At 64.5% G+C, this 19,765-nt stretch carries 16 protein-coding genes; 11 read left to right on the top strand and 5 right to left on the bottom strand.

Annotation, left to right across the window (positions count from 1 at the left end; translation table 11 throughout):
* From eutC to P6U29_RS28430, 3 genes are all read left to right on the top strand, one after another.
* The gene (gene eutC / locus P6U29_RS28440) at positions 1 to 786 is read left to right on the top strand and encodes an ethanolamine ammonia-lyase subunit EutC (RefSeq protein ID WP_407113570.1); all 786 of its coding nucleotides are present in this window, start codon (positions 1 to 3) and stop codon (positions 784 to 786) included.
* Positions 787 to 993: 207 nt separating this feature from the next.
* Positions 994 to 3,360: an efflux RND transporter permease subunit gene (locus P6U29_RS28435; protein WP_407113568.1), complete on the top strand. Its 2,367-nt coding sequence runs from the start codon at positions 994 to 996 to the stop codon at positions 3,358 to 3,360.
* 73 nt (positions 3,361 to 3,433) lie between these two features.
* Positions 3,434 to 4,216, top strand: coding sequence for a class I SAM-dependent methyltransferase (locus tag P6U29_RS28430; protein WP_407113566.1), 783 nt, complete (start codon positions 3,434 to 3,436; stop codon positions 4,214 to 4,216).
* Positions 4,217 to 4,232: 16 nt separating this feature from the next.
* Here the strand turns inward: P6U29_RS28430 and P6U29_RS28425 are convergent, their stop codons facing one another.
* Positions 4,233 to 5,066 carry a hypothetical protein gene (locus tag P6U29_RS28425; protein ID WP_407113564.1) on the bottom strand — a complete coding sequence of 278 codons (834 nt, stop codon included), beginning with the start codon at positions 5,064 to 5,066 and terminating at the stop codon, positions 4,233 to 4,235.
* A gap of 91 nt (positions 5,067 to 5,157) precedes the next feature.
* Positions 5,158 to 5,649 (bottom strand): hypothetical protein, encoded by a 492-nt coding sequence (locus tag P6U29_RS28420; protein ID WP_407113562.1) that lies wholly within the window; start codon positions 5,647 to 5,649, stop codon positions 5,158 to 5,160.
* Positions 5,650 to 6,108: 459 nt separating this feature from the next.
* Here P6U29_RS28420 and P6U29_RS28415 point away from each other — a divergent pair, with 459 nt between their 5' ends.
* The 6 genes from P6U29_RS28415 (at position 6,109) to P6U29_RS28390 (ending at position 12,269) form a co-directional block, all read left to right on the top strand.
* The gene (locus tag P6U29_RS28415) at positions 6,109 to 6,342 is read left to right on the top strand and encodes a hypothetical protein (protein ID WP_122404209.1); all 234 of its coding nucleotides are present in this window, start codon (positions 6,109 to 6,111) and stop codon (positions 6,340 to 6,342) included.
* Positions 6,343 to 6,536: 194 nt separating this feature from the next.
* Positions 6,537 to 7,421 (top strand): squalene synthase HpnC, encoded by an 885-nt coding sequence (hpnC, locus tag P6U29_RS28410; RefSeq protein WP_407113560.1) that lies wholly within the window; start codon positions 6,537 to 6,539, stop codon positions 7,419 to 7,421.
* A complete protein-coding gene (gene hpnD, locus P6U29_RS28405; RefSeq protein WP_407113558.1) occupies positions 7,411 to 8,250 on the top strand; it encodes a presqualene diphosphate synthase HpnD in 840 nt (279 codons plus the stop codon). The genes hpnC and hpnD overlap by 11 nt, the downstream gene beginning before the upstream one ends.
* Positions 8,250 to 9,518: a hydroxysqualene dehydroxylase HpnE gene (gene hpnE, locus P6U29_RS28400; RefSeq protein ID WP_407113557.1), complete on the top strand. Its 1,269-nt coding sequence runs from the start codon at positions 8,250 to 8,252 to the stop codon at positions 9,516 to 9,518. The genes hpnD and hpnE overlap by 1 nt, the downstream gene beginning before the upstream one ends.
* 52 nt (positions 9,519 to 9,570) lie before the next feature.
* Positions 9,571 to 11,523, top strand: a complete 1,953-nt coding sequence (gene shc / locus P6U29_RS28395; protein ID WP_407113555.1) for a squalene--hopene cyclase — start codon at positions 9,571 to 9,573, stop codon at positions 11,521 to 11,523.
* The gene (locus tag P6U29_RS28390) at positions 11,520 to 12,269 is read left to right on the top strand and encodes a phosphorylase (protein WP_407113553.1); all 750 of its coding nucleotides are present in this window, start codon (positions 11,520 to 11,522) and stop codon (positions 12,267 to 12,269) included. The genes shc and P6U29_RS28390 overlap by 4 nt, the downstream gene beginning before the upstream one ends.
* Before the next feature lie 172 nt (positions 12,270 to 12,441).
* Here the strand turns inward: P6U29_RS28390 and hpnH are convergent, their stop codons facing one another.
* Together hpnH and ispH are read right to left on the bottom strand one after the other, a co-directional pair.
* On the bottom strand, positions 12,442 to 13,602 hold the full coding sequence (hpnH, locus tag P6U29_RS28385) for an adenosyl-hopene transferase HpnH (RefSeq protein WP_407113551.1): 1,161 nt from the start codon (positions 13,600 to 13,602) through the stop codon (positions 12,442 to 12,444).
* Positions 13,603 to 13,637: 35 nt separating this feature from the next.
* A complete protein-coding gene (gene ispH / locus P6U29_RS28380) occupies positions 13,638 to 14,564 on the bottom strand; it encodes a 4-hydroxy-3-methylbut-2-enyl diphosphate reductase (RefSeq protein ID WP_407113549.1) in 927 nt (308 codons plus the stop codon).
* 449 nt (positions 14,565 to 15,013) lie between these two features.
* On the opposite strand from ispH, the gene P6U29_RS28375 reads away from it, so the two are divergent.
* Positions 15,014 to 17,602 carry an MMPL family transporter gene (locus P6U29_RS28375; RefSeq protein ID WP_407113547.1) on the top strand — a complete coding sequence of 863 codons (2,589 nt, stop codon included), beginning with the start codon at positions 15,014 to 15,016 and terminating at the stop codon, positions 17,600 to 17,602.
* Here the strand turns inward: P6U29_RS28375 and P6U29_RS28370 are convergent.
* Complete coding sequence (locus P6U29_RS28370; protein ID WP_407113546.1) at positions 17,570 to 18,214, bottom strand: DUF2147 domain-containing protein; 645 nt, start codon at positions 18,212 to 18,214, stop codon at positions 17,570 to 17,572. The genes P6U29_RS28375 and P6U29_RS28370 overlap by 33 nt on opposite strands.
* A 143-nt stretch (positions 18,215 to 18,357) precedes the next feature.
* On the opposite strand from P6U29_RS28370, the gene hpnO reads away from it, so the two are divergent.
* Positions 18,358 to 19,749, top strand: coding sequence for an aminobacteriohopanetriol synthase HpnO (gene hpnO / locus P6U29_RS28365; protein WP_407113544.1), 1,392 nt, complete (start codon positions 18,358 to 18,360; stop codon positions 19,747 to 19,749).
* Positions 19,750 to 19,765 lie beyond the last annotated feature (16 nt).

Raw genomic sequence — 19,765 nt, 5'->3', positions numbered from 1 at the left:
ATGTCTGATCCGGCCCCGCCGCATCGTCCGACGCTCGATCTGCGGGCGCTCACGCCCGCGCGCGTTGCGCTGGGCCGCAGCGGCGCGAGCATGCCGACAAGTGCGCTGCTTGATTTCACGCTGGACCATGCCCGCGCGCGCGATGCCGTGCATGCCGCTTTCGATACGCCGCGTCTGGTCGCCGATCTCGGCACGCTCGGACTTGCCGTGACCGAAGTGAGGAGCCGGGCGGTCGATCGCGGCGACTATCTGCGGCGGCCGGATCTAGGACGACAGCTTGAGCCCGGCTCGGCGCAGCTTCTGGCACGAAACGCCTCAGCGCCGTGCCAGCTCGCGGTTGTGATCGGAGACGGCCTGTCCGCGGCGGCGGTCCACAGCCATGCGGCGATGGTGGTGAGGCGCCTGTTGCCATTGCTTGCGGAGGAGGATGCTGTCGCGATCGGCCATGTGGTTGTCGCCTCAGGCGCGCGCGTCGCACTCGGCGACGAGATCGGCGCGATTCTCGGCGCGCGCATGGTCGTGATGCTGATCGGCGAACGGCCCGGCCTGTCGGCGCCCGACAGTCTCGGCGCCTATCTGACCTTCGCACCGAAGCCCGGCCGCACCGATGCCGAGCGCAATTGCGTCTCAAACATCCACGACGCTGGGTTGAGTTATGACGAGGCTGCCTTCAAGATCGCCTGGCTGGTCCGCGAGGGGCTGGCCCGGCAGGTGAGCGGCGTGGCGCTGAAGGACGAAAGCGCGGATCGCGCGCCGCGTCGAATTGGCACATCCTCGCCAGGATGACCGGCGGCAGGACCCGAAATCGCCGCATCTTGATCGATTTGCCCTCACTTCGCCCGCTTGCGAGAAGGGTGATTGACCTGCTAAACCCCTCGCGGCGATTTTCCGCGCATTTTCAAAGGGCAAGCCTCCCATCCGTATGGCGTTTTCAAGCCGTTCGCGGGGCGCAATAAGCTCTCAAGATCGAGCCATTTAGGAACTGGACAAGGCATGCTCGAAAAGCACAGCGAGAATGAGGTTCATGTCGACAAGATCGAGCAGGGACCTGCGTCCTCGATCGCCTTCGGGCTGGAGCGGCTCGGGCTGATCGCCGTCCGGGCGCCGATTGTCTCCTGCATCGTCCTGCTCGCGCTGATCGTCGGCGCGGTGTTCGGCATCCAGCGCATCAAGATCGATGATTCGCTGTCGCAGCTGTTCCGCTCCAACACCCGCGAATTCCGCCAATACGAAGAGGTGACGAAGAAGTTCCCGGCCGAGGAGTTCGACGTCCTTGTCGTGATCGAGGGCAAGACCCTGCTGGAGCGGAACAACCTCGAGAAGCTGCGCGACTTCGTCACCGACCTGCAACTGGTCGAAGGCACGCGTGGCCTCGTCTCGCTGTTTTCGGCGCGCCAGGCGCCGGCGCCGGGCAAGCTGCCGGCGGCGCTGTTCCCGGCCGAGCTGCCGGAGGGCGTGGCCTATGACAAGTTCATCGAGACCGTCAAGAACAACGAGATCATCCGCGGCAAGTTGCTGTCGGAGGACGGCACGCTGGCGCTGATCGTGTTGTCGCTCGATCCGGAAGTGGTCGCCTCCAACAAGCTGACCAAGACCGTCGGCGATATCCGCGCGCTGATCAAGGAGGATCTCAGCGACACCGGGCTCAACGTGCAGCTCTCGGGCGTGCCGGTGATGCAGCTCGAGATCCGCAATGCGGTCGAGCGCGACGGGCTGACCTACAACATCCTCGGCATCCTCGCCGGCTGTGTCATCGCCATCATCTTCTTCCGGAAGATCTCGTTCATGGTCGCGGCGGCGTTCCCGCCGATGATCGCGATCCTGCTGGCTCTCGGCGCGCTCGGCTGGGCCAATTTCAATCTGAACATGTTCCTGAACGTGATGACGCCGCTCATCATGGTCATCAGCTTCTCTGACTCGATGCAGCTCACTTTCGCCGCGCGCGACCGGCTGATTGCGGGCCAGGACAAGTTCACCGCGTTCAAGAACGCGGTGCTGGTGGTCGGCCCGGCCTGCGTGCTGACGCACGGCACCGCGGGCATTTCCTTCATCGCGCTACAATTCTCCGACTCCGATTTGATCCGAAAGTTCGGCGAAGCCGGGCTCGCCGCCACCATCATTGCGCTGGTCGCGGTGCTGTCGCTGGTGCCGGTGTTCGGCGTGCTTTTCGTGCGCAACGAGAAGGTCTTTGCGGTGAAGTTCCAGGGCGCCGATGCCGGCGTCCAGGCGCTGCGCAATTTCTGCTACTGGATCGCGGTGCGCATGGTCGGCCGTCCCGGCCTGTTCAGCCTGATCGCCGTGCTATTCGTCGGCGGCCTCGGCATCATTTACGCCAATCTGGAGCCGCGTTACCGGCTCGCCGATCAGGTCCCGGACAAGCGCCAGGCGGTTGCCGCCAGCGATCGGTTAGATGCCAAGCTCACCGGAGCAAACCCTGTCAACGTGCTGATCGTGTTCCCCAAGGGTGAATCGCTGTATTCGCCGGAGACGCTCCAGACCATCACCGACGTGCATGCGACCGTGGAGAAGGCAGCCGGTGTCGGCAACGTCTGGTCGCTCGAGACCTTGCGCCGCTGGCTCGCGGAAAAGGCCGGAAGCACCGACGTCGCGACGTTGAAGGAATACGTCAACGTCATCCCCGAGCATCTGGTGCGGCGGTTCATCGACGCCGAGCAGGACGCTGTCGTCGTCGCCGGCCGCGTGCCGGACAAGGATTCGAGCCAGCTGCTGCCGATCGTGGACAAGCTCGACACCGAGCTCGACGCCGTCCGCAAGAAGCACCCCGGCTATGAGGTCGCGGTGACCGGCCTTGCCGCCATCGCGGCGCGCAATTCGGCCAACATGATCGAGAAGCTGAACCGCGGCCTCACCGTCGAATTCGCGCTGGTCGCGATCTTCATTGGTCTTGCCTTCCGCTCCTGGGTGGTGATGTTCGCCTGCATCCTGCCGGGCATCTTCCCGGTGGTGATGTCGGGAACGGTGCTGTGGGCGATGGGCGAGGGCCTGCAATTCGCCAGCGTCGTCGCGCTCACCGTCTCGTTCGGTCTGGGCTTGAGCGCCACGATCCACTTCCTCAACCGCCTGAGACTGGAGAGCAAGCCAGGCGTCGGCTCGGGGCTCGCCGTGGAGCGGGCGACCGTGCTGGTCGGACCTGCGCTGATCCTGACCACGGTGGTGCTGGCCTGCGGCCTCGTCGTCACCGTGTTCTCCGACCTGCCGTCGCTCAGGCTGTTCGGCTGGCTCAGCGCCTTCTCGATGGTCATGGCCCTCGTCGCTGACCTCTTCATCCTGCGGCCGACGGCGATGTGGCTGATCAACCTGCACGGCAAGCTGCAGGGCACGGACAAGCCGGCGATCTGAGTGGCTTCATCCACCGGACATGGAGTCGGCGCAGTCTGAATGACTGTGCCGGAGTGCCGGTCGGAGACGAGTCATGCAGCACGACGGCTCCATCGTGACGTTTCAGCAGAAGCGAGGCGGCGATTCAGCCGCCTTTTTCGTCCCGTTCCTGACATCGGGTATGACCCTGCTCGACGCCGGCTGCGGGCCAGGCACCATTACGGCAGCGCTGGCGGACCACGTCGGAAGGGCCGTCGGCGTCGATATCGAGCCGAAGGTCGTAACCGCCGCGAATCGGCTCGCGTCGGCGGAGCGCTTGACCAATCTGGCCTTTGTCGAAGCCGACATGGCCGCGCTGCCGTTCGAGGATGGAACGTTCGATGCCGTGTTCTTTCACGCGGTGCTCTACCATCAGAGCCGGGAGATATTGGTGCGAACGCTGGCGGAAGCGCGACGTGTGCTGAAGCCGGGCGGCCTCGTCGCAACGCGCGATGCCGACGTCGGCGGCAATGTTCTTTACCCAGAAATCGACGGCGTGCGCCTCGCGCTCGATCTCTGGCAGCGCTGGTACCAGCACGAGGATCCGGAGGCGCTTCGCTTCGGGCGCCGACAGGGCTCTATCCTGCGAGCCCACGGTTTCGCGCCGGTCTGGGCCGGTGCAAGCTACGTCAACCACAGTGCCGATGCGCAGAGCCGCAGCGAGGCGGTTGCCGATGCACGGCGAAGCCTGCTGGGCCTTGGACTGCAACTCGTGGACAGAGGGCTCGCGACGGAGGCTGAGATTCGGACCGCGCTTGCCGGATGGGAGGCCTGGGGGCGCGATCCGGACGCGGTCTATTTCCGATGCCGCTGTGAATGCGTCGCGCGCAAGAACTGATCCGGCGCGATTCGGCTCACGCCTCGATGCGCACGACACCGTACGGGTTGAACTTGAAATCGCTCTCGGCGTAGTCCTGCTCCTGCGACAGCGTGAGCTGGCGGTCGCGCAACGTCGCATTGATGCCGCGCTCGGCCATGGCGTTGGCGATCTCCTCCATGAGCATCACCGCGGACCATTCGTTGCCGCGCGATTTCGCGACATAGACCTCCGGCAGGCCGACGAGGTGATAGCCCACGGTTTCGTAATAGCGGTCCCCGGCGAGCGGGCGCTTGGCGAAGGCAAGACGACAGGCCTTGGCGACGGCGGGGGTCATGCTCAGGCCCTGGCTGGTCATGGCGCCCTTGCGCGCCTGATCCATGAGACTTCGCCACCGCGCGACGCCGTGGGCAATCCCGGCGCTTTCACCTTTTGCGGCAACGGCGCCCGCGTCGAACATCTCGTCCACGATCTGCAGGGCCGCCGCCGAATAGGCGGTCGCCTTCTGCTGATCCATCGGCGGGCTCCGCACATAGAGGACCGATTTGTGGTTGATCACGGCGGCCTCGTCGGACTTGGACCATGCCTTCGGGAAGACTCGGTCCCAGCACACGCCGAACGACCGCTCCATGCGCGGATCGGGCTTGGCCTGCGAATAGGAGCGGTCGATCTCGAAGTTGAAATCGGCAATCGTCTTCGCCACGGCCTTCGGAGGATGCAGCAGGCTTTCGTTCTTGCCGAGGAAGCAGAGCACGTGACGCGGCTTCACGGACGAAGGCTGCATGTTCGCTCCCTGCTGATCACTTGCGAAGGCGCGGCTGGCCAGAAAGAGCCCGGCGGCTTTCAGCAGATGTCTGCGGATCGGGTCCATCTCGGCAAGTCCAGCCGGACAAGTTCGTGTCAGCAAAAAGCCCCCGGCTCGCAGAACCGGGGGCACGTTCCTCATTGCGCGCGAAGGGCCTTCAGCCCTTTGTCATCGTGATGTTGACGCCGCGGATCTCGCCTTTGGAAGAGATCTGCACCGTCTGCTTGGTGCCGTTGGTGCGCAGCGACAGATTGGCTGCAAAGCCGTTGGCCTCGACGAACACGTCGATCTGGCCGCCACCGGCGGTGCCCTGGAGATTGCCGAAGATGTTGCGGCTGGACTCGCTCCAATTGCCGGAGATGCGGTCGCCCTGGCTCGTCACGTCGCTGGTGAGGTCGAACTTGTAGCTTTCGGAGGCGCAGTGCAGGGCCTGCTTCAGGTTAAGACCGCCGCCGGCGACCTTATAGTCGGCCTTGCAGCGGATGCGCTCGGTGGATCCGTCGGACAGCGAGACCGTGCCGGTGCCGGTCCACGCGCCGTCGAAGCCGGCGAACGGTCCGGACGACTGTGCGTGGCTTGCCGAAACCGAGAAGAGCAGCGCAGCGCCAGCCGCCGTGATTGCCAGTCCAGATCGCCCAAAGAATTTCATCGCAAATATCCCGTTTTGGAACGACGCCCGCTGATGATGAAGGACGTCTCGCCACATCGAAGGTTTAGTGTTCCGAGCCTGTGTCAGGTTCAACGCACAGGCACCAGAGATGGTGGTTCATCGGGCGCTGGCGAGGGCCCCGACCTTGCGATTGGCCGTGTTTCCGCATGTTTCTGGCCGGAACGACGGGGCGGAGAGATGCAATGCTGCAACAGCCGTGCAGTAAAATGCGAGCTCTCTGAATTATGACGTAGTATCAACCTCTTACATCTGCCAATGAGGACGCCGGGGAAGACCTGATTTGGTGGGGCGGCGCCAATTTGGCCGCATTTGCCAGTGCTTGTGCCTTCTCTGAGGCCGCTACCGTGCGGCGACTTGCCATCAGAACAATCCGTTCCGGTCGTCCGCCCAGTGCTGTCCGGGATCGGTGCGATTCTGCCGTCAGAATGAAGGAATACAATGCGTAAGCTTCTCGTCGCTCTCACCCTGCTGTCGGCATCCCTTTCGACGGCTGCACTCGCCCAGCAAGGGCGCGGCACGGAGGCCGAGCAGAAGGCCTGCACCCGCGATGTGCAGAAGTTCTGCCGTCCGGTCATCGACCAGGGCGATTTCACCATCCTGGCCTGCCTGAAGGAGAACCGGGCCAAGATCTCGCAGGCCTGCGACCAGGTCCTGAAGAACCACAACCAGTAAGCTCGGCCGCTGGCCCACCAAAGGCGGCCCCGGGGCCGCCTTTGCGGGCGCGGTCCGCAGAGGGCAGCCGTCGACAGGCAGGATTGGTTTTGCGGCCGTCTTCCCCTATATGGGGGCCGCGGCGGCATCGCCGGCATGAGCCCGCGCGAGCGAAAAAAGCCCTTCCTGTCCAAACGATTGTAAACCAGCCCTCGATGACCTCTGCGAGCGAATTGCGATCCGGCAAGGGTGACCGCGACGAGAATTTTCCCGTCGCGTCCTGGATCATTCATCCGCGTCATCGCGCCTTGATCCTCGCCTATTACAACTTCGTCCGCACCGCCGACGACATCGCCGATCATGCGACGCTGCCAGCCGACCAGAAGCTCGCTTATCTCGACCTGCTCGAGGCGGAACTGCTTGGCAAGGGCGACACCCAGGCCGAGGCGGTCACCCTGCGCCGCGCGTTGGCCGAGCGCGGCATGGCGCCACGCCATGCGCTCGACGTGCTCATCGCCTTCCGCATGGACGTGAGCAAGCTGCGCTACGAGACCTGGGACGAGGTCATCCACTATTGCCGCTATTCGGCGATGCCGGTCGGCCGCTTCATGCTCGACGTTCACGGCGAGAGCACCTCGACCTGGGCGGCATCGGACGCACTGTGCGCTGGCCTGCAGATCAACAATCACCTGCAGGATTGCGGCAAGGACTTCCGCGAGCTCAACCGCGTTTATCTGCCGCGCGATGCGCTGGCCGCGAGCGGCGCCTCGGTCGAGCAGCTTGGCCTCGCTCAATCGCCGCCGGCGATGCTGGCCTGCCTGCAGGGGCTCGCCGCGCGCAACGAGGCGCTGCTCGACGAGGGCAGGTCGCTGAGCGCGCAAATCCGGGATTTCCGTCTCGGCGTCGACGTTTCCGTCATCCAGGCCTATGCCGACCGGATCGTGCGCCTGCTCAAGGTGCGCGACCCCCTGCGCGAGCGCGTGCATCTGAACAAGTTCGAGCTTCTCACCTTCAGCCTCGCCGGGATCATCGGCGAAGTCGGCCGCCGCGCGATCGGTCGCAAGGCCATTTCCAGACCGGGGACTGCACATGACGCTTGAGGCGACCACGCCCGGCGCCAATTACGGCTCGGCCGCATCCGGCAGCTCCTTCTATGCCGCGATGCGCATCCTGCCGCGTGACCAGCGCGAAGCGATGTTCCAGATCTACAGCTTCTGCCGCCAGGTCGACGACATCGCTGATTCCGACGGGCCGCGCGAGGAGCGGCTCGCCGCACTTCAGGAATGGCGCGACGACATCGACGCGCTCTATCAGAGCCATCCGCCGCCGCGGCTGAAGGACTACGTCGCCTCGGTGAAGACCTTCGGCCTCAAGCGCGAGGATTTCCTGGCCATCGTCGACGGCATGGAGATGGACGTGCCGCAGGACATCCGCGCGCCCGACATGGCGACGCTGGATCTCTACTGCGACCGTGTCGCCAGCGCCGTGGGACGGCTGTCGGTGCGGGTGTTCGGCATGCCCGAGGAGGATGGCATCCTGCTCGCGCACCATCTCGGCCGTGCGCTTCAGCTCACCAACATTCTGCGCGACATCGACGAGGACGCCGGCCTCGGCCGGCTCTACCTGCCGCGCGAGGCGCTGCTGCATGCCGGCATCACCTCCAATGATCCGAACCGCGTGATCGTCGAGCGCGCGCTACCGAAGGTCTGTCTGCCGCTGGCGCAGCGCGCGAAATCGCATTTCGAGAAGTCGGACGAGATCATGAACCGCAACAAGCGCCGCGCCGTGCGCGCGCCGCGGATCATGTCGAAATACTATCACTCCATTCTGGACCTCCTGATCGCGCGCGGCTTCACCGCGCCGCGCGAGCCGGTGCGTGTGTCGAAGATCACACGCATCCTGATCCTGCTCCGTTACGCTTTCATCTGATGCAAAACACAGCTCACATCATAGGCGCTGGAATTTCCGGCCTCTCCGCCGCCGTGCGGCTCGCCAATGCCGGCTTCAAGGTCGCCGTGCACGAGGCGACGCACCAGGCCGGCGGCCGCTGCCGGTCCTATTTCGACGGCGCCACCAATCTCACCATCGACAACGGCAATCATCTGGTGCTGTCGGGCAACAGCCATGTGCGCGCCTATGCGCGCGCGATCGGCACCGAGGCCGGCCTCGTCGGACCCGAGCGCGCGCAGTTTCCTTTCGTTGATATCAAAACCGGGCAGCGCTGGCAGATCGATCTCGGCGATGGCCGGCTGCCGACCTGGGTGCTCGACGAAGGCCGCCGCGTGCCCGACACCGGCCTCACCGATTATCTCAAGCTGGCGCCGCTGCTCTGGGCGTCGGAGGAGACGCTGGTCGGCAAGTCCATTCCGACCGAAGGCATCCTCTATCAGCGCCTGGTGCAGCCGCTGCTGCTGGCGGCGCTCAACGTCGATCCGCCCGAGGGCTCGGCCGGGCTTGCCGGCGCGATCGTGCGCGAGACGCTGCTCGCGGGCGGGCAGGCCTGCCGTCCGTTGATCGCGCGTGACGGCCTCAGCGCCGTCTTGATCGAGCCCGCCGTGAAGTTTTTGCAGGAGCGGGGCCACACCGTTCAGCTCGGTCATGAGCTGCGTTCGTTCGTCAGCAACGACGGCAAGGTGAGCGCGCTGAATTTCGGCGGCGAGGACGTGATCCAGCTCGGTGCGGGGGACGTCATAGTGATGGCGGTGCCGCCGCGCGCGGCCTCCAGCCTGCTGCCGGGCCTGAAGACGCCGACCGAATTCCGCGCCATCGTGAACGCCCATTTCCGCATCACACCGCCGCCGGGCTCGGCGCCGATCCTCGGCGTGATCGGCGGCGTCGTGGAATGGCTGTTCGCGTTCCCGAACCGTCTCTCGGTCACCATCAGCAACGGCGACCGTCTCGTCGACATGCCGCGCGAGGAGCTCGCGCAGACGATCTGGAACGATGTCTGCAAGGCTGGCGGTGTCTCCGGCGAGCTGCCGCCTCCATTGCCCCCTTGGCAGATCGTGCGCGAGCGCCGTGCCACATTTGCGGCTACGCCTGCCCAGAATGCCCTGCGTCCTGGGCCGGTCACTGCGCTGAAAAACCTGTTCCTCGCCGGCGACTGGACTGCTACGGGATTGCCGGCAACCATCGAGGGATCGGTCCGGTCGGGTGATCGCGCGGCCGATCTGGTTCTCGCCGCAAAGCGGCCCTGACGGGCAATTTTCCCGGTCAACCTTCAATCGACTATCGGAGCAATCGAGCGACATGGATTCCGTGAACGCGACCAGCCGCGAAGCTTTGGAATCGAGCATTGCGTCGGCCACCCAAGGCATCCTCGGCTTCCAGCAGTCCGACGGCCATTGGGTGTTCGAGCTCGAGGCCGACTGCACGATTCCGGCCGAGTACATCCTGCTGCGCCACTATCTCGCCGAGCCGGTCGACGCCGTGCTCGAGGCCAAGATCGGTAATTATCTGCGTCGCGTGCAGGGCGCCCATGGCGGCTGGCCCCTCGTGCATGACGGCGAATTCGACATGAGCGCCAGCGTGAAGGCGTACTTCGCGCTCAAGATGATCGGCGACTCCATCGACGCCCCGCACATGGTGCGGGCGCGCGAGGCAATTCACGCCCGTGGCGGCGCGATTCATAGCAACGTCTTCACGCGCTTCCTGCTCGCGACGTTCGGCGTCGTGACCTGGCGCGCGGTGCCAGTGCTGCCGATCGAGATCGTGCTGCTGCCGTTCTGGTCGCCATTCCACCTCAACAAGATCTCCTACTGGGCGCGCACCACCATGGTGCCGCTGATGGTGATCGCCGCGCTGAAGCCGCGTGCGAAGAATCCGAAGGGCATTGGCATCGACGAGTTGTTCCTGCAGGATCCGCGCTCGATCGGCATGACCGCGAAGGCGCCGCACCAGAGCATGGCCTGGTTCCTGCTGTTCCGCTCGCTCGATGCGATTCTGCGCGTGGTCGAACCGATGTTTCCGAAGAGCCTGCGCAAGCGCGCGATCGATGCGGCGCTCGCCTTCATCGAGGAGCGGCTCAACGGCGAGGATGGCATGGGCGCGATCTACCCGCCCATGGCCAACATCGTCATGATGTACGACGCCCTCGGCAAGGACGAGAACTATCCGCCGCGCGCGATCACGCGTCGCGGTCTCGACAAGCTGCTCGTGATCGGCGACGAGGAGGCCTATTGCCAGCCTTGCGTCTCGCCGGTGTGGGACACGACGCTGACGGCGCATGCGCTGCTGGAAGCCGGCGGCGACAAGGCGGTGCCTGCGGCCAAGCAGGGCCTCGACTGGCTGATCCCGAAGCAGGAGCTCGAGGTGAAGGGCGACTGGGCGGCGAAGCGGCCCGACGTCCGCCCCGGCGGCTGGGCCTTCCAGTACAACAACGCGCATTACCCCGATCTCGACGACACAGCGGTCGTGGTGATGTCGATGGACCGCATGCGCCGTGAGCACGGCGTCGCCGGCTATGATGCCGCGATCGCCCGTGGCCGGGAGTGGATCGAGGGCATGCAGAGCGACGACGGCGGCTGGGCCGCCTTCGACGTCAACAACCTCGAATATTACCTGAACAACATCCCGTTCTCGGACCATGGCGCGCTGCTCGATCCACCGACCGAGGACGTCACGGCACGCTGCATCTCGATGCTGGCCCAGCTCGGCGAGACCGAGAAGACCAGCAAGCACCTCGCCGCCGGCGTTGCCTACTTGCGGAAGACCCAGCACCCCGAGGGATCCTGGTACGGCCGTTGGGGCATGAACTTCATCTATGGAACCTGGTCGGTGCTGTGCGCCCTCAACATGGCGGGTGTCGACCACAAGGACCCCATGATCCGGAAGGCCGCTGAGTGGCTGACCTCGATCCAGAACGATGACGGCGGCTGGGGCGAGGACGCGGTCAGCTACCGCCTGGACTACAAGGGCTGGGAAGCCGCCCCGTCGACTGCCTCGCAAACGGCATGGGCCTTGCTTGCCCTGATGGCGGTAGGCGAGGTTGATCACCCCGCCGTCGCCCGCGGGGTGGAGTACCTGATTGCAACACAAAACAAAAAAGGACTGTGGGACGAGCAGCGGTACACCGCCACAGGCTTCCCCCGCGTGTTCTATCTACGTTATCATGGTTACCCAAAGTTCTTTCCGCTGTGGGCATTGGCGCGGTATCGGAACTTGCGGAACACCAACAGCAGGGTGGTAGGGGTCGGAATGTGACTTTGGGGACGGGGGACTATTTTACCGCGGGTCAGGCCATCGACCCGCGGCCGATATTGATCGTGACCGGACTGGTTCAAGAGGCCCGCATCGCAGCCGGGCCTGGAATGGCGGTGATCTGTTCATCCAGCAGCCCGACGCAGTTGCGGGCGCTTCTGACGGTGGTGGACCCTGACACGATTCGCGGTGTGATCTCGTTCGGCGTGGCCGGCGGGCTCGACCCGAGCTTGCGCTCCGGCGACGTTGTGCTGGCGACCGAGGTGCTGTCCGGCGATGCCCGCTGGGCCGCCGGCCTGTCGCTCGGCGACGACCTGATCGAGCGCCTGACCTCGGGCCGCCGCCGCGTCGTGCGCGGCAGCCTCGCCGGCGCCGAGGAAGTGGTCACGAAGCGCGCCTGCAAGGCGGCGCTGCATTCCGAGACGGGGGCTGCGGCCGTCGACATGGAAAGCCACATCGCCGCCGCCTACGCCGCCGAGGCCGGGCTGCCCTTCGCCGCGGTCCGCGTCATCAGCGATCCCGCCCATCGCGCGCTGCCGGCGCTCGCCCGTGCCGCGATCAAGCCGAACGGCCAGATCGACCTCGCCGCCGTGCTGCGCGGCATCGTGCGCAATCCGGCGACGCTGCATGCGCTGGTCTCGACCGGTCTAGACTTCAACCGCGCGCTGCGCTCACTTCGCGGCTGCCGCGATTATCTGATCGGGACGGAGCTCGTGGGCAGCGAGGCGCTGGTCTCCGAGGCGGCCTAAGCGGATTCGTCGAGCGAACAAAGAAAAGGCCCGGTCGCTATCGCGCCCGGGCCTTTTTCTATGGAGTCGAAGGCCCGGATGGAGCGGGGGAGCGCAATCCGGGGGGCCTTCACCGCGACGAGACTGGCCTGGATTTGCTTTCGCTCCATCCAGGCTACAAACAGTGCCGCAATTACGCCGCCGTCGAAGCCCTCTGCGCGGCCTTCGCCGCGGCAGCCTCGGCTTCGTCCTTGCGGATCTCGGAGAGCTTCTTCTGGACCTGCTCGGAGAAGATGTACTGCGCCGGACGCTGCTTGGAGAGGTCGATCTCGGGTGCCATGGGACCGGTGGTCTTGACGCCGCGCAGCGCCACCCACATCGCCTTCAGCGGGTTGTTGAGGGCTGCGGTCGCCGCGGTCGGCTCGTAGCCGCAATGGGCCATGCAGTCGGCGCACTTCTCGTACTTGCCCGTGCCGTAGGAATCCCAGTCGGTGGTCTCCATCAGCTCCTTGAAGGTCTTGGCGTAGCCTTCACCGAGCAGGTAGCAGGGCTTCTGCCAGCCGAAGATGTTGCGCGCGGGCATGCCCCAGGGCGTGCACTCGTATTCCTGGTTGCCGGCGAGGAAGTCCAGGAACAGGCCGGAATGCATGAAATTCCACTTCTTGCCCTTGCCCATCGCAAAGACGTCGCGGAACAGCTTCTTGGTCTTGGTGCGGTTGAGGAAGTGCTCCTGGTCCGGCGCGCGCTCATAGGCGTAGCCCGGCGACATCGAGACGCCGACGCCGAGCTCGACGGTGAGGTCGAGGAATTTCGCGATCTCCTCGGCCGGGTGGCCGTCGAAGATGGTGGCGTTGACGTTGACGGTGAAGCCGCGCGCCTTGGCCGCCTTGATCGCCGAGACCGCGCGGTCGAACACGCCCTTCTGTGACACCGCCTTGTCGTGGTGGTCGCGCAGACCGTCGAGATGCACCGAGAAGAACAGGTAAGGGGAGGGCTCGAACAGGTCGAGCTTCTTCTCGAGCAGCAGCGCGTTGGTGCAGAGCGAGACGAACTTCTTGCGCGCGACGAGGCCGCGCACGATTTCGCCGATCTCCTTGTGGATCAGCGGCTCGCCGCCGGGAATGGCTACCATCGGCGCGCCGCACTCGTCGGCGGCGTCCCAGCACTCCTGCGCGGTCATGCGGCGGTTGAGGATCGCGTCCGGATAATCGATCTTGCCGCAGCCGACGCAGGCGAGGTTGCAGCGGAACAGCGGCTCCAGCATCAGCACGAGCGGATAGCGCTTGCGGCCAAGCAGTTTCTGCTTGAGCAAATAGCCGCCGATACGCATTTCCTTGAAGAACGGGATAGCCATTACAAGTTTCTTTCTGGGCTTTGAATTCGGGTGGGTCAGCTCGCAGCCAGTTGGGCCGGGAGCCGGAATTCGATGTTTTCCTCGCGTCCCGGCAACACCGAGACCTTCACTGGTCCGATCCGCCGCATCGCTTCGATCACGTCATCCACGAGTACCTCGGGCGCCGAAGCGCCGGCCGTGACGCCCACGGCCTTGGCATTTTTCAACCATTCCGGATTGAGCTCGCTGCCGTCGGCAATCAAATAACTCGCGACGCCGGCTTCAGTGCCGATTTCGCGGAGCCGGTTCGAGTTCGAACTGTTGGCGGCGCCCACCACCAAGATCACGTCGACCAGCTTGCTCAAGTCCCTTACCGCAGATTGGCGGTTCTGTGTCGCATAGCAGATATCCCGGATATCCGGGCCTTGAATATCTGTAAAGCGGGCCTGAAGGGCCGCGATGATGTCCCTGGTGTCGTCGACCGACAGCGTGGTCTGGGTGATGTAGGCCACTGGCCTATCCGCCGGCAGGGTGAGGGCCTTAACCTCTTCAACGCTTTGAACAAGCAGCACCGGCCCCGGGACCTGGCCCATCGTGCCCTCGACTTCGGGGTGGCCGGCGTGGCCGACCAGGATCAGGGTGCGGCCCTTGCTGATGTAGCGCTTCCCCTGATTGTGAACTTTCGTGACCAGCGGGCAGGTGGCATTGAGCACCGGAAGGTCGCGCGCGGCGGCCTCTTCCTCGACGCTGCGGGCGACGCCGTGGGCGCTGAAGACCGTCACCGATTTCGGCGGAACCTCGGAGAGTTCCTCGACGAAGATTGCGCCTTTGTTCTTCAGGCTCTCGACGACGTATTTGTTATGCACGATCTCATGGCGCACGTAGACGGGTGGGCCGTACTTCTCCAGCGCCCGTTCCACGATCTCGATCGCACGCACCACGCCTGCGCAGAAGCCGCGCGGCTGCGCCAGATAAACTTCCATTGGACGCCCATCACGCAAGTTGCACCAATCCGCTTCAAAGTCCCCGGCGGCACCAGATACTGACCAATGAGTTGCAATATCCGCACCATTGGTTCGCGCATGCGGTAGCGGCCCACCCCCCGTGGGGCTCCGGCGCACGGAGGCGCAATACTTTGTGTCAAAAAATCGGCAATAAGAAAAGACCGGAACTCTGATTGGCCGTTTCTGAGGTATTTTAGTAGGGCATACGACATGCGCAAGTGCGCGGCATTCGTGCATCGTCCTTCGTCACTTTCCCGCCTCAACTCCCCGGCTATACCGGCGCCCCCGCTTGATTTTGCCACGGTCTCCCGCCGTTTACCTCGAACCTTCTCGTGGCGAGAACCATCAAAACAGCAATAGGTTTCGCCCGGGAACTCCGATAAACAGCGGGCGTTTCCGGCAAGCTGTTAACCGCAGAAAGAAAAGAAGTGCTGCAAAGCGTAGTCGTTGCCATCGTCAGGGCCTGCACCCGGTTTGCCTCCCCCGTCGTCATTCTCGGGCTCCTGCTGTCGGTGGGAGCGGGCTATTACGCTGCGCGCCACTTCGCCATCAACACCGACATCAACTCGCTGATTTCTCAAAATCTCGACTGGCGCAAGCGTGACCAGCAGTTCGACCAAGCGTTTGATCAAAACGAAACGATTCTCGCTGTTATCGAGGCCCGGACGCCGGAGATGACGAGCGCCGCGGCAAACGCGCTCTATGCCAAACTGAAGGACGACAAGACCAACTTCCAGTCGATGCAGCAGCTCGGCAGCGGCGAGTTCTTCGAGAAGAACGGCCTGTTGTTCCTGCCGACCGAGGAGGTCGCCAAGATCACCGGCCAGTTCGAATCCGCCGCGCCCCTGATCGAGATCATGGCCGGCGATCCTTCGATCCGCGGCCTCACCGGCGCGCTGGAGACCGGCCTTGCCGGCGTCAAGCGCGGTCAGGTCAAGCTCGACAACACCGAGCGGCCCTTCAATTTGATCGCGCAGACGGTCGAGACCGTGCTCAACAAGGGCAATGCCAGCTTCTCCTGGCGCGAGCTCGTCAGCGACGAGCCGTTGAAGGATTCGGACAAGCGCGCCTTCATCGAGTTCAAGCCGATCCTCGACTATAACGCTTTGGAGCCCGGCAAGGATGCGACCGACGCGATCCGCAAGGCCGCCGCCGATCTCGATTTCCCCACCAAATACCAGGCGCGGGTGCGGCTGACCGGCCCGGTCCCGATCGCCAACGAGGAATACGCCACCGTCCAGGAAGGCGCCGTTGTCAACGGCATCGGGACCGTCCTCGTCGTGCTGCTGATCCTGTGGCTGGCGCTGCATTCGGCGAAGATCATCTTTGCGGTGTTCATCAATCTCTTCGTGGGCCTTGCGATCACGACCGCAGCCGGCCTGATGATGGTCGGATCGCTCAATCTGCTGTCGATCGCCTTCGCGGTGCTGTTCGTCGGCCTCGGCGTCGATTTCGGCATCCAGTACAGCGTCCGCTACCGCTCCGAGCGCTACAAGGTCGACGATCTCTCGAGCGCGCTGGTGCTGGCGGCCAAGCGCTCGGCGGTGCCGCTGTCGCTGGCGGCAATGGCCACCGCGGCGGGCTTCCTCTGCTTCATGCCGACCGATTACAAGGGCATCTCGGAGCTCGGCCAGATCGCCGGTGTCGGCATGCTGGTGGCATTCGTGTCCAGCATTACCGTGCTGCCGGCGCTGCTCAAGCTTCTGAACCCGCCCGGCGAACCGGAGCCCGTCGGCTACGCTTTCCTGGCGCCGCTCGATCACTTCCTTGAGAAGCATCGCGTGCTGATCGTCGGCGGCACGCTGCTGCTCGCGCTTGGCGGCCTGCCGCTGCTCTACTTCATGAAGTTCGACTTCAACCCGATGAACCTGCGCAACCCGAAGGCAGAATCGATCGCCACCTTCCTCGACCTGCGCAAGGACCCCAACACCGGCGCCAATGCCATCAACGTGATGACGACGTCGGAAGAGCAGGCGAGGCAGATCGAGGCGAAGCTGGAGAAGGTGCCCGAGGTGCTCCGTGTGATGTCGCTCGACAGCTTCGTGCCGCAGGACCAGCAGCCGAAGCTGAAGCTGATCGCGCAGGGCGCCAAGGTGCTGAACCCCGCGCTCAATCCTGATCAGATCGATGCGGCGCCGACGGACCAGGAAAATGTCGAATCGCTGAAATCTTCGGTCGACAATCTGCGTCGAACGGCGGGCGACGCAAAGGGCCCAGGGGCGGTCGCCTCGCGCCGTCTTGCAGACGCGCTCGAAAAGCTCGCCAATGGCGACGAGGCCACGCGCAACAAGGCGCAGGACGTGTTCGTCACGCCAATGAAGATCGTGTTCGACCAGCTCAGGAACGCCATGCAGGCCGAGCCGGTCACCCTGAAATCACTGCCGCCCGATCTCGTCAGTGGCTGGAAGAGCAAGGACGGCATCATCCGCGTCGAGGCGCTGCCCAAGGGCGATCCCAATGACAACGACACGCTGCGCAAATTCGCGGCGGCGGTGCTCGCGGCCGAGCCGACCGCGATCGGCGGACCGGTCTCGATCCTGAAGTCCGGCGACACCGTGGTGAAGGCGTTCATCCACGCCGGCATCTATGCGCTGCTGGTGATCGGGTTCTTGCTGTGGATCACGCTAGGCCGGTTCGTCGACGTGCTGATGACGCTGGTGCCGCTTCTGGTTGCCGGCGCGGTGACGCTCGAGATCTGCGTGTTGATCGGCCTGCCGCTGAACTTCGCCAACATCGTGGCGTTTCCGCTGCTGCTCGGCGTCGGCGTTGCCTTCAAGATCTATTATGTGGTGGCCTGGCGGTCGGGCAGGACAAACCTGCTCCAGACCAGCCTGACGCGCGCGATCTTCTTCAGTGCGCTGACGACGGCGACCGCGTTCGGCAGCCTGTGGCTGTCGAGCCATCCCGGCACGTCCAGCATGGGCAAGTTGCTGGCACTCTCGCTGGTGACGACGCTCGCCGCCGTGCTGCTGTTCCAGCCGGCCCTAATGGGCAAACCCCGCAATCTCAGGGAGTAGGCAGATGTCGCCGACGGGGTCGGCGGCGCCCTTCTGACCGGGCTTGGCCGCGCCGGTGACCTTCGGGGCTGCGGGCGCGGGCGCAGTGGCGCCTGTCGTGGCTTGGGCTGCTTGGGCCCCTTGGGGTTTCGGCGCGGCGCTGCCGGATTTCGGCGCGCCCTTGGCCATGGCGTTCACGGGGCTCGAGGGGATTGGCGGGCCGACCCGGGTCCAGGTCTCGCCGCCGCAGAGGAAGCCCATCACGCAGCCCTTGATTTCGAGCTGATCGGGACCGGCCGGCGTGATGGTCGCGCTGTAGAGCTGGCCATCCTTGGCGTTGTAGACCTGTCCTTCCCACTGATCGACGCCGGGCTTCTTCTTCATGTCGATCAGGGTTGCCATGCCCAGGGTCGGCCTGTTCTTTTTCGAGACATCCGGATTGTTCTCGTCGCGCCCACCAGGCTGCTTTTCCCAGGAGACCGCACCCCACATGCTGCCATTGCACTGGGCGACACGGATGTTGGCGACGCCATCGGCGACCCGCCAGTCGCCGGTGGGGTCGGCGGCGAGGGCTGGGGTCAGGCAGGTGTAACCGCCAGCCAGTATTATTCCGGTGTAAAGGGCCAAACGCATGAGTGTTCCTTGGCAGTGCAACATGATCTAAAAGCTGTGCTTGCGAAGATGGTCCGAAAAAGGGCAAAAGGCCGCACAGACCGTTTACAGTAATGGTCTGGTTTTCAGTTGACGAGACGGCCCTCAAGCGAAGTATGTAGCGGATGCACAGCCCAAATCCAGACATGTCTCAGCTATTCGCGGACCGTCAGGCCCAGCGCAGCATCCTGCATAATCGGTATCTGAACGAGCAGTTCGTTCGGGTTCTCAAGACCATCGGCTACGATGTCGGCTTCCAGAAGGGGCAGGGACAGTACCTCTACGACCGCGAGGGCGCTCGCTATCTCGACCTGTTGTCCGGCTTTGGCGTGTTTGCGATCGGGCGCAATCATCCTGTCATGCGGGATGCGCTCAAGAGCGTGCTCGATGCCGACCTTCCCAACCTCGTCCAGTTCGATGTCTCGACGCTCGCCGGCGTGCTGGCCGAACGGCTGCTGAAATACGTTCCCTATCTCGACAAGGCGTTCTTCGCCAATTCCGGCGCGGAATGCGTCGAGGCCGCGATCAAGTTCGCGCGCGGCGCTACCGGCCGGCCCGGCATCGTGTATTGCGCCCACGGCTATCACGGCCTCACCTATGGCGCGCTGTCCCTGACCGGTGACTCGAATTTCCGCACTGGCTTCGAGCCGCTGCTGCCGGGCTGCACCCCGATCCCGTTCAACGATCTGGCCGCGCTGGAAAAGGCGCTGGCCTCGCGCGAGGTCGCGGCCTTCGTCGTCGAGCCGATCCAGGGCAAGGGCGTCAACATGCCCACCGACGAGTTCCTGCCCGGCGCGGCCGCGCTCTGCAAGAAATACGGCACGCTGTTCGTTGCCGACGAGATCCAGACCGGTATGGGCCGCACCGGCCGCTTCCTCGCGGTCGAGCACTGGAACGTCGAGCCCGACATGGTGCTGCTGTCGAAGTCGCTGTCCGGCGGCCACGTGCCGGTCGGCGCGGTGCTGACGCGCAAGAGCATCTTCGACAAGATCTTCAACCAGATGGACCGCGCAGTGGTGCACGGCTCCACCTTCTCCAAGAACGACCTCGCGATGGCCGCGGGCATTGCCACGCTCGACGTCATGGAATCCGAGAAGCTCATCGAGGCGGCCGCCAAGCGTGGCGCCGAGCTGCGCCTCGCGCTGACGCGCATGGTGCCCGGCTACGAGCTGCTCAAGGAAGTCCGCGGCAAGGGCCTGATGATCGGCATCGAGTTCGGCCCGCCGAAATCGCTGCGCCTGCGTGCTTCGTGGAACGTGCTGGAGACCGCCAACAAGGGCCTGTTCTGCCAGCTCATCACCGTGCCGTTGTTCAAGGATCACAAGATCCTCACGCAAGTGGCCGGCCATGGCAGCCACACCATCAAGCTGCTGCCGCCGCTCACCATCACCGAGGAAGACTGCAGCTGGATCGAGCGCGCCTTCGACGACGTCATCGCGGGCAGCCACAAGGTCCCCGGTGCGATCTGGTCGCTCGGCAAGACGCTGGTCGACAACGCGGTGAGAAGGTCGGCTTAAGACCGATCATTCAGGC

The organism is Bradyrhizobium sp. LMG 9283 (assembly GCF_045571415.1).
In the GTDB taxonomy this organism is placed as follows: domain Bacteria; phylum Pseudomonadota; class Alphaproteobacteria; order Rhizobiales; family Xanthobacteraceae; genus Bradyrhizobium.
Note: the sequence above shows the minus strand (reverse complement) of the source record. Positions and strands in the feature narration are given on the sequence as shown.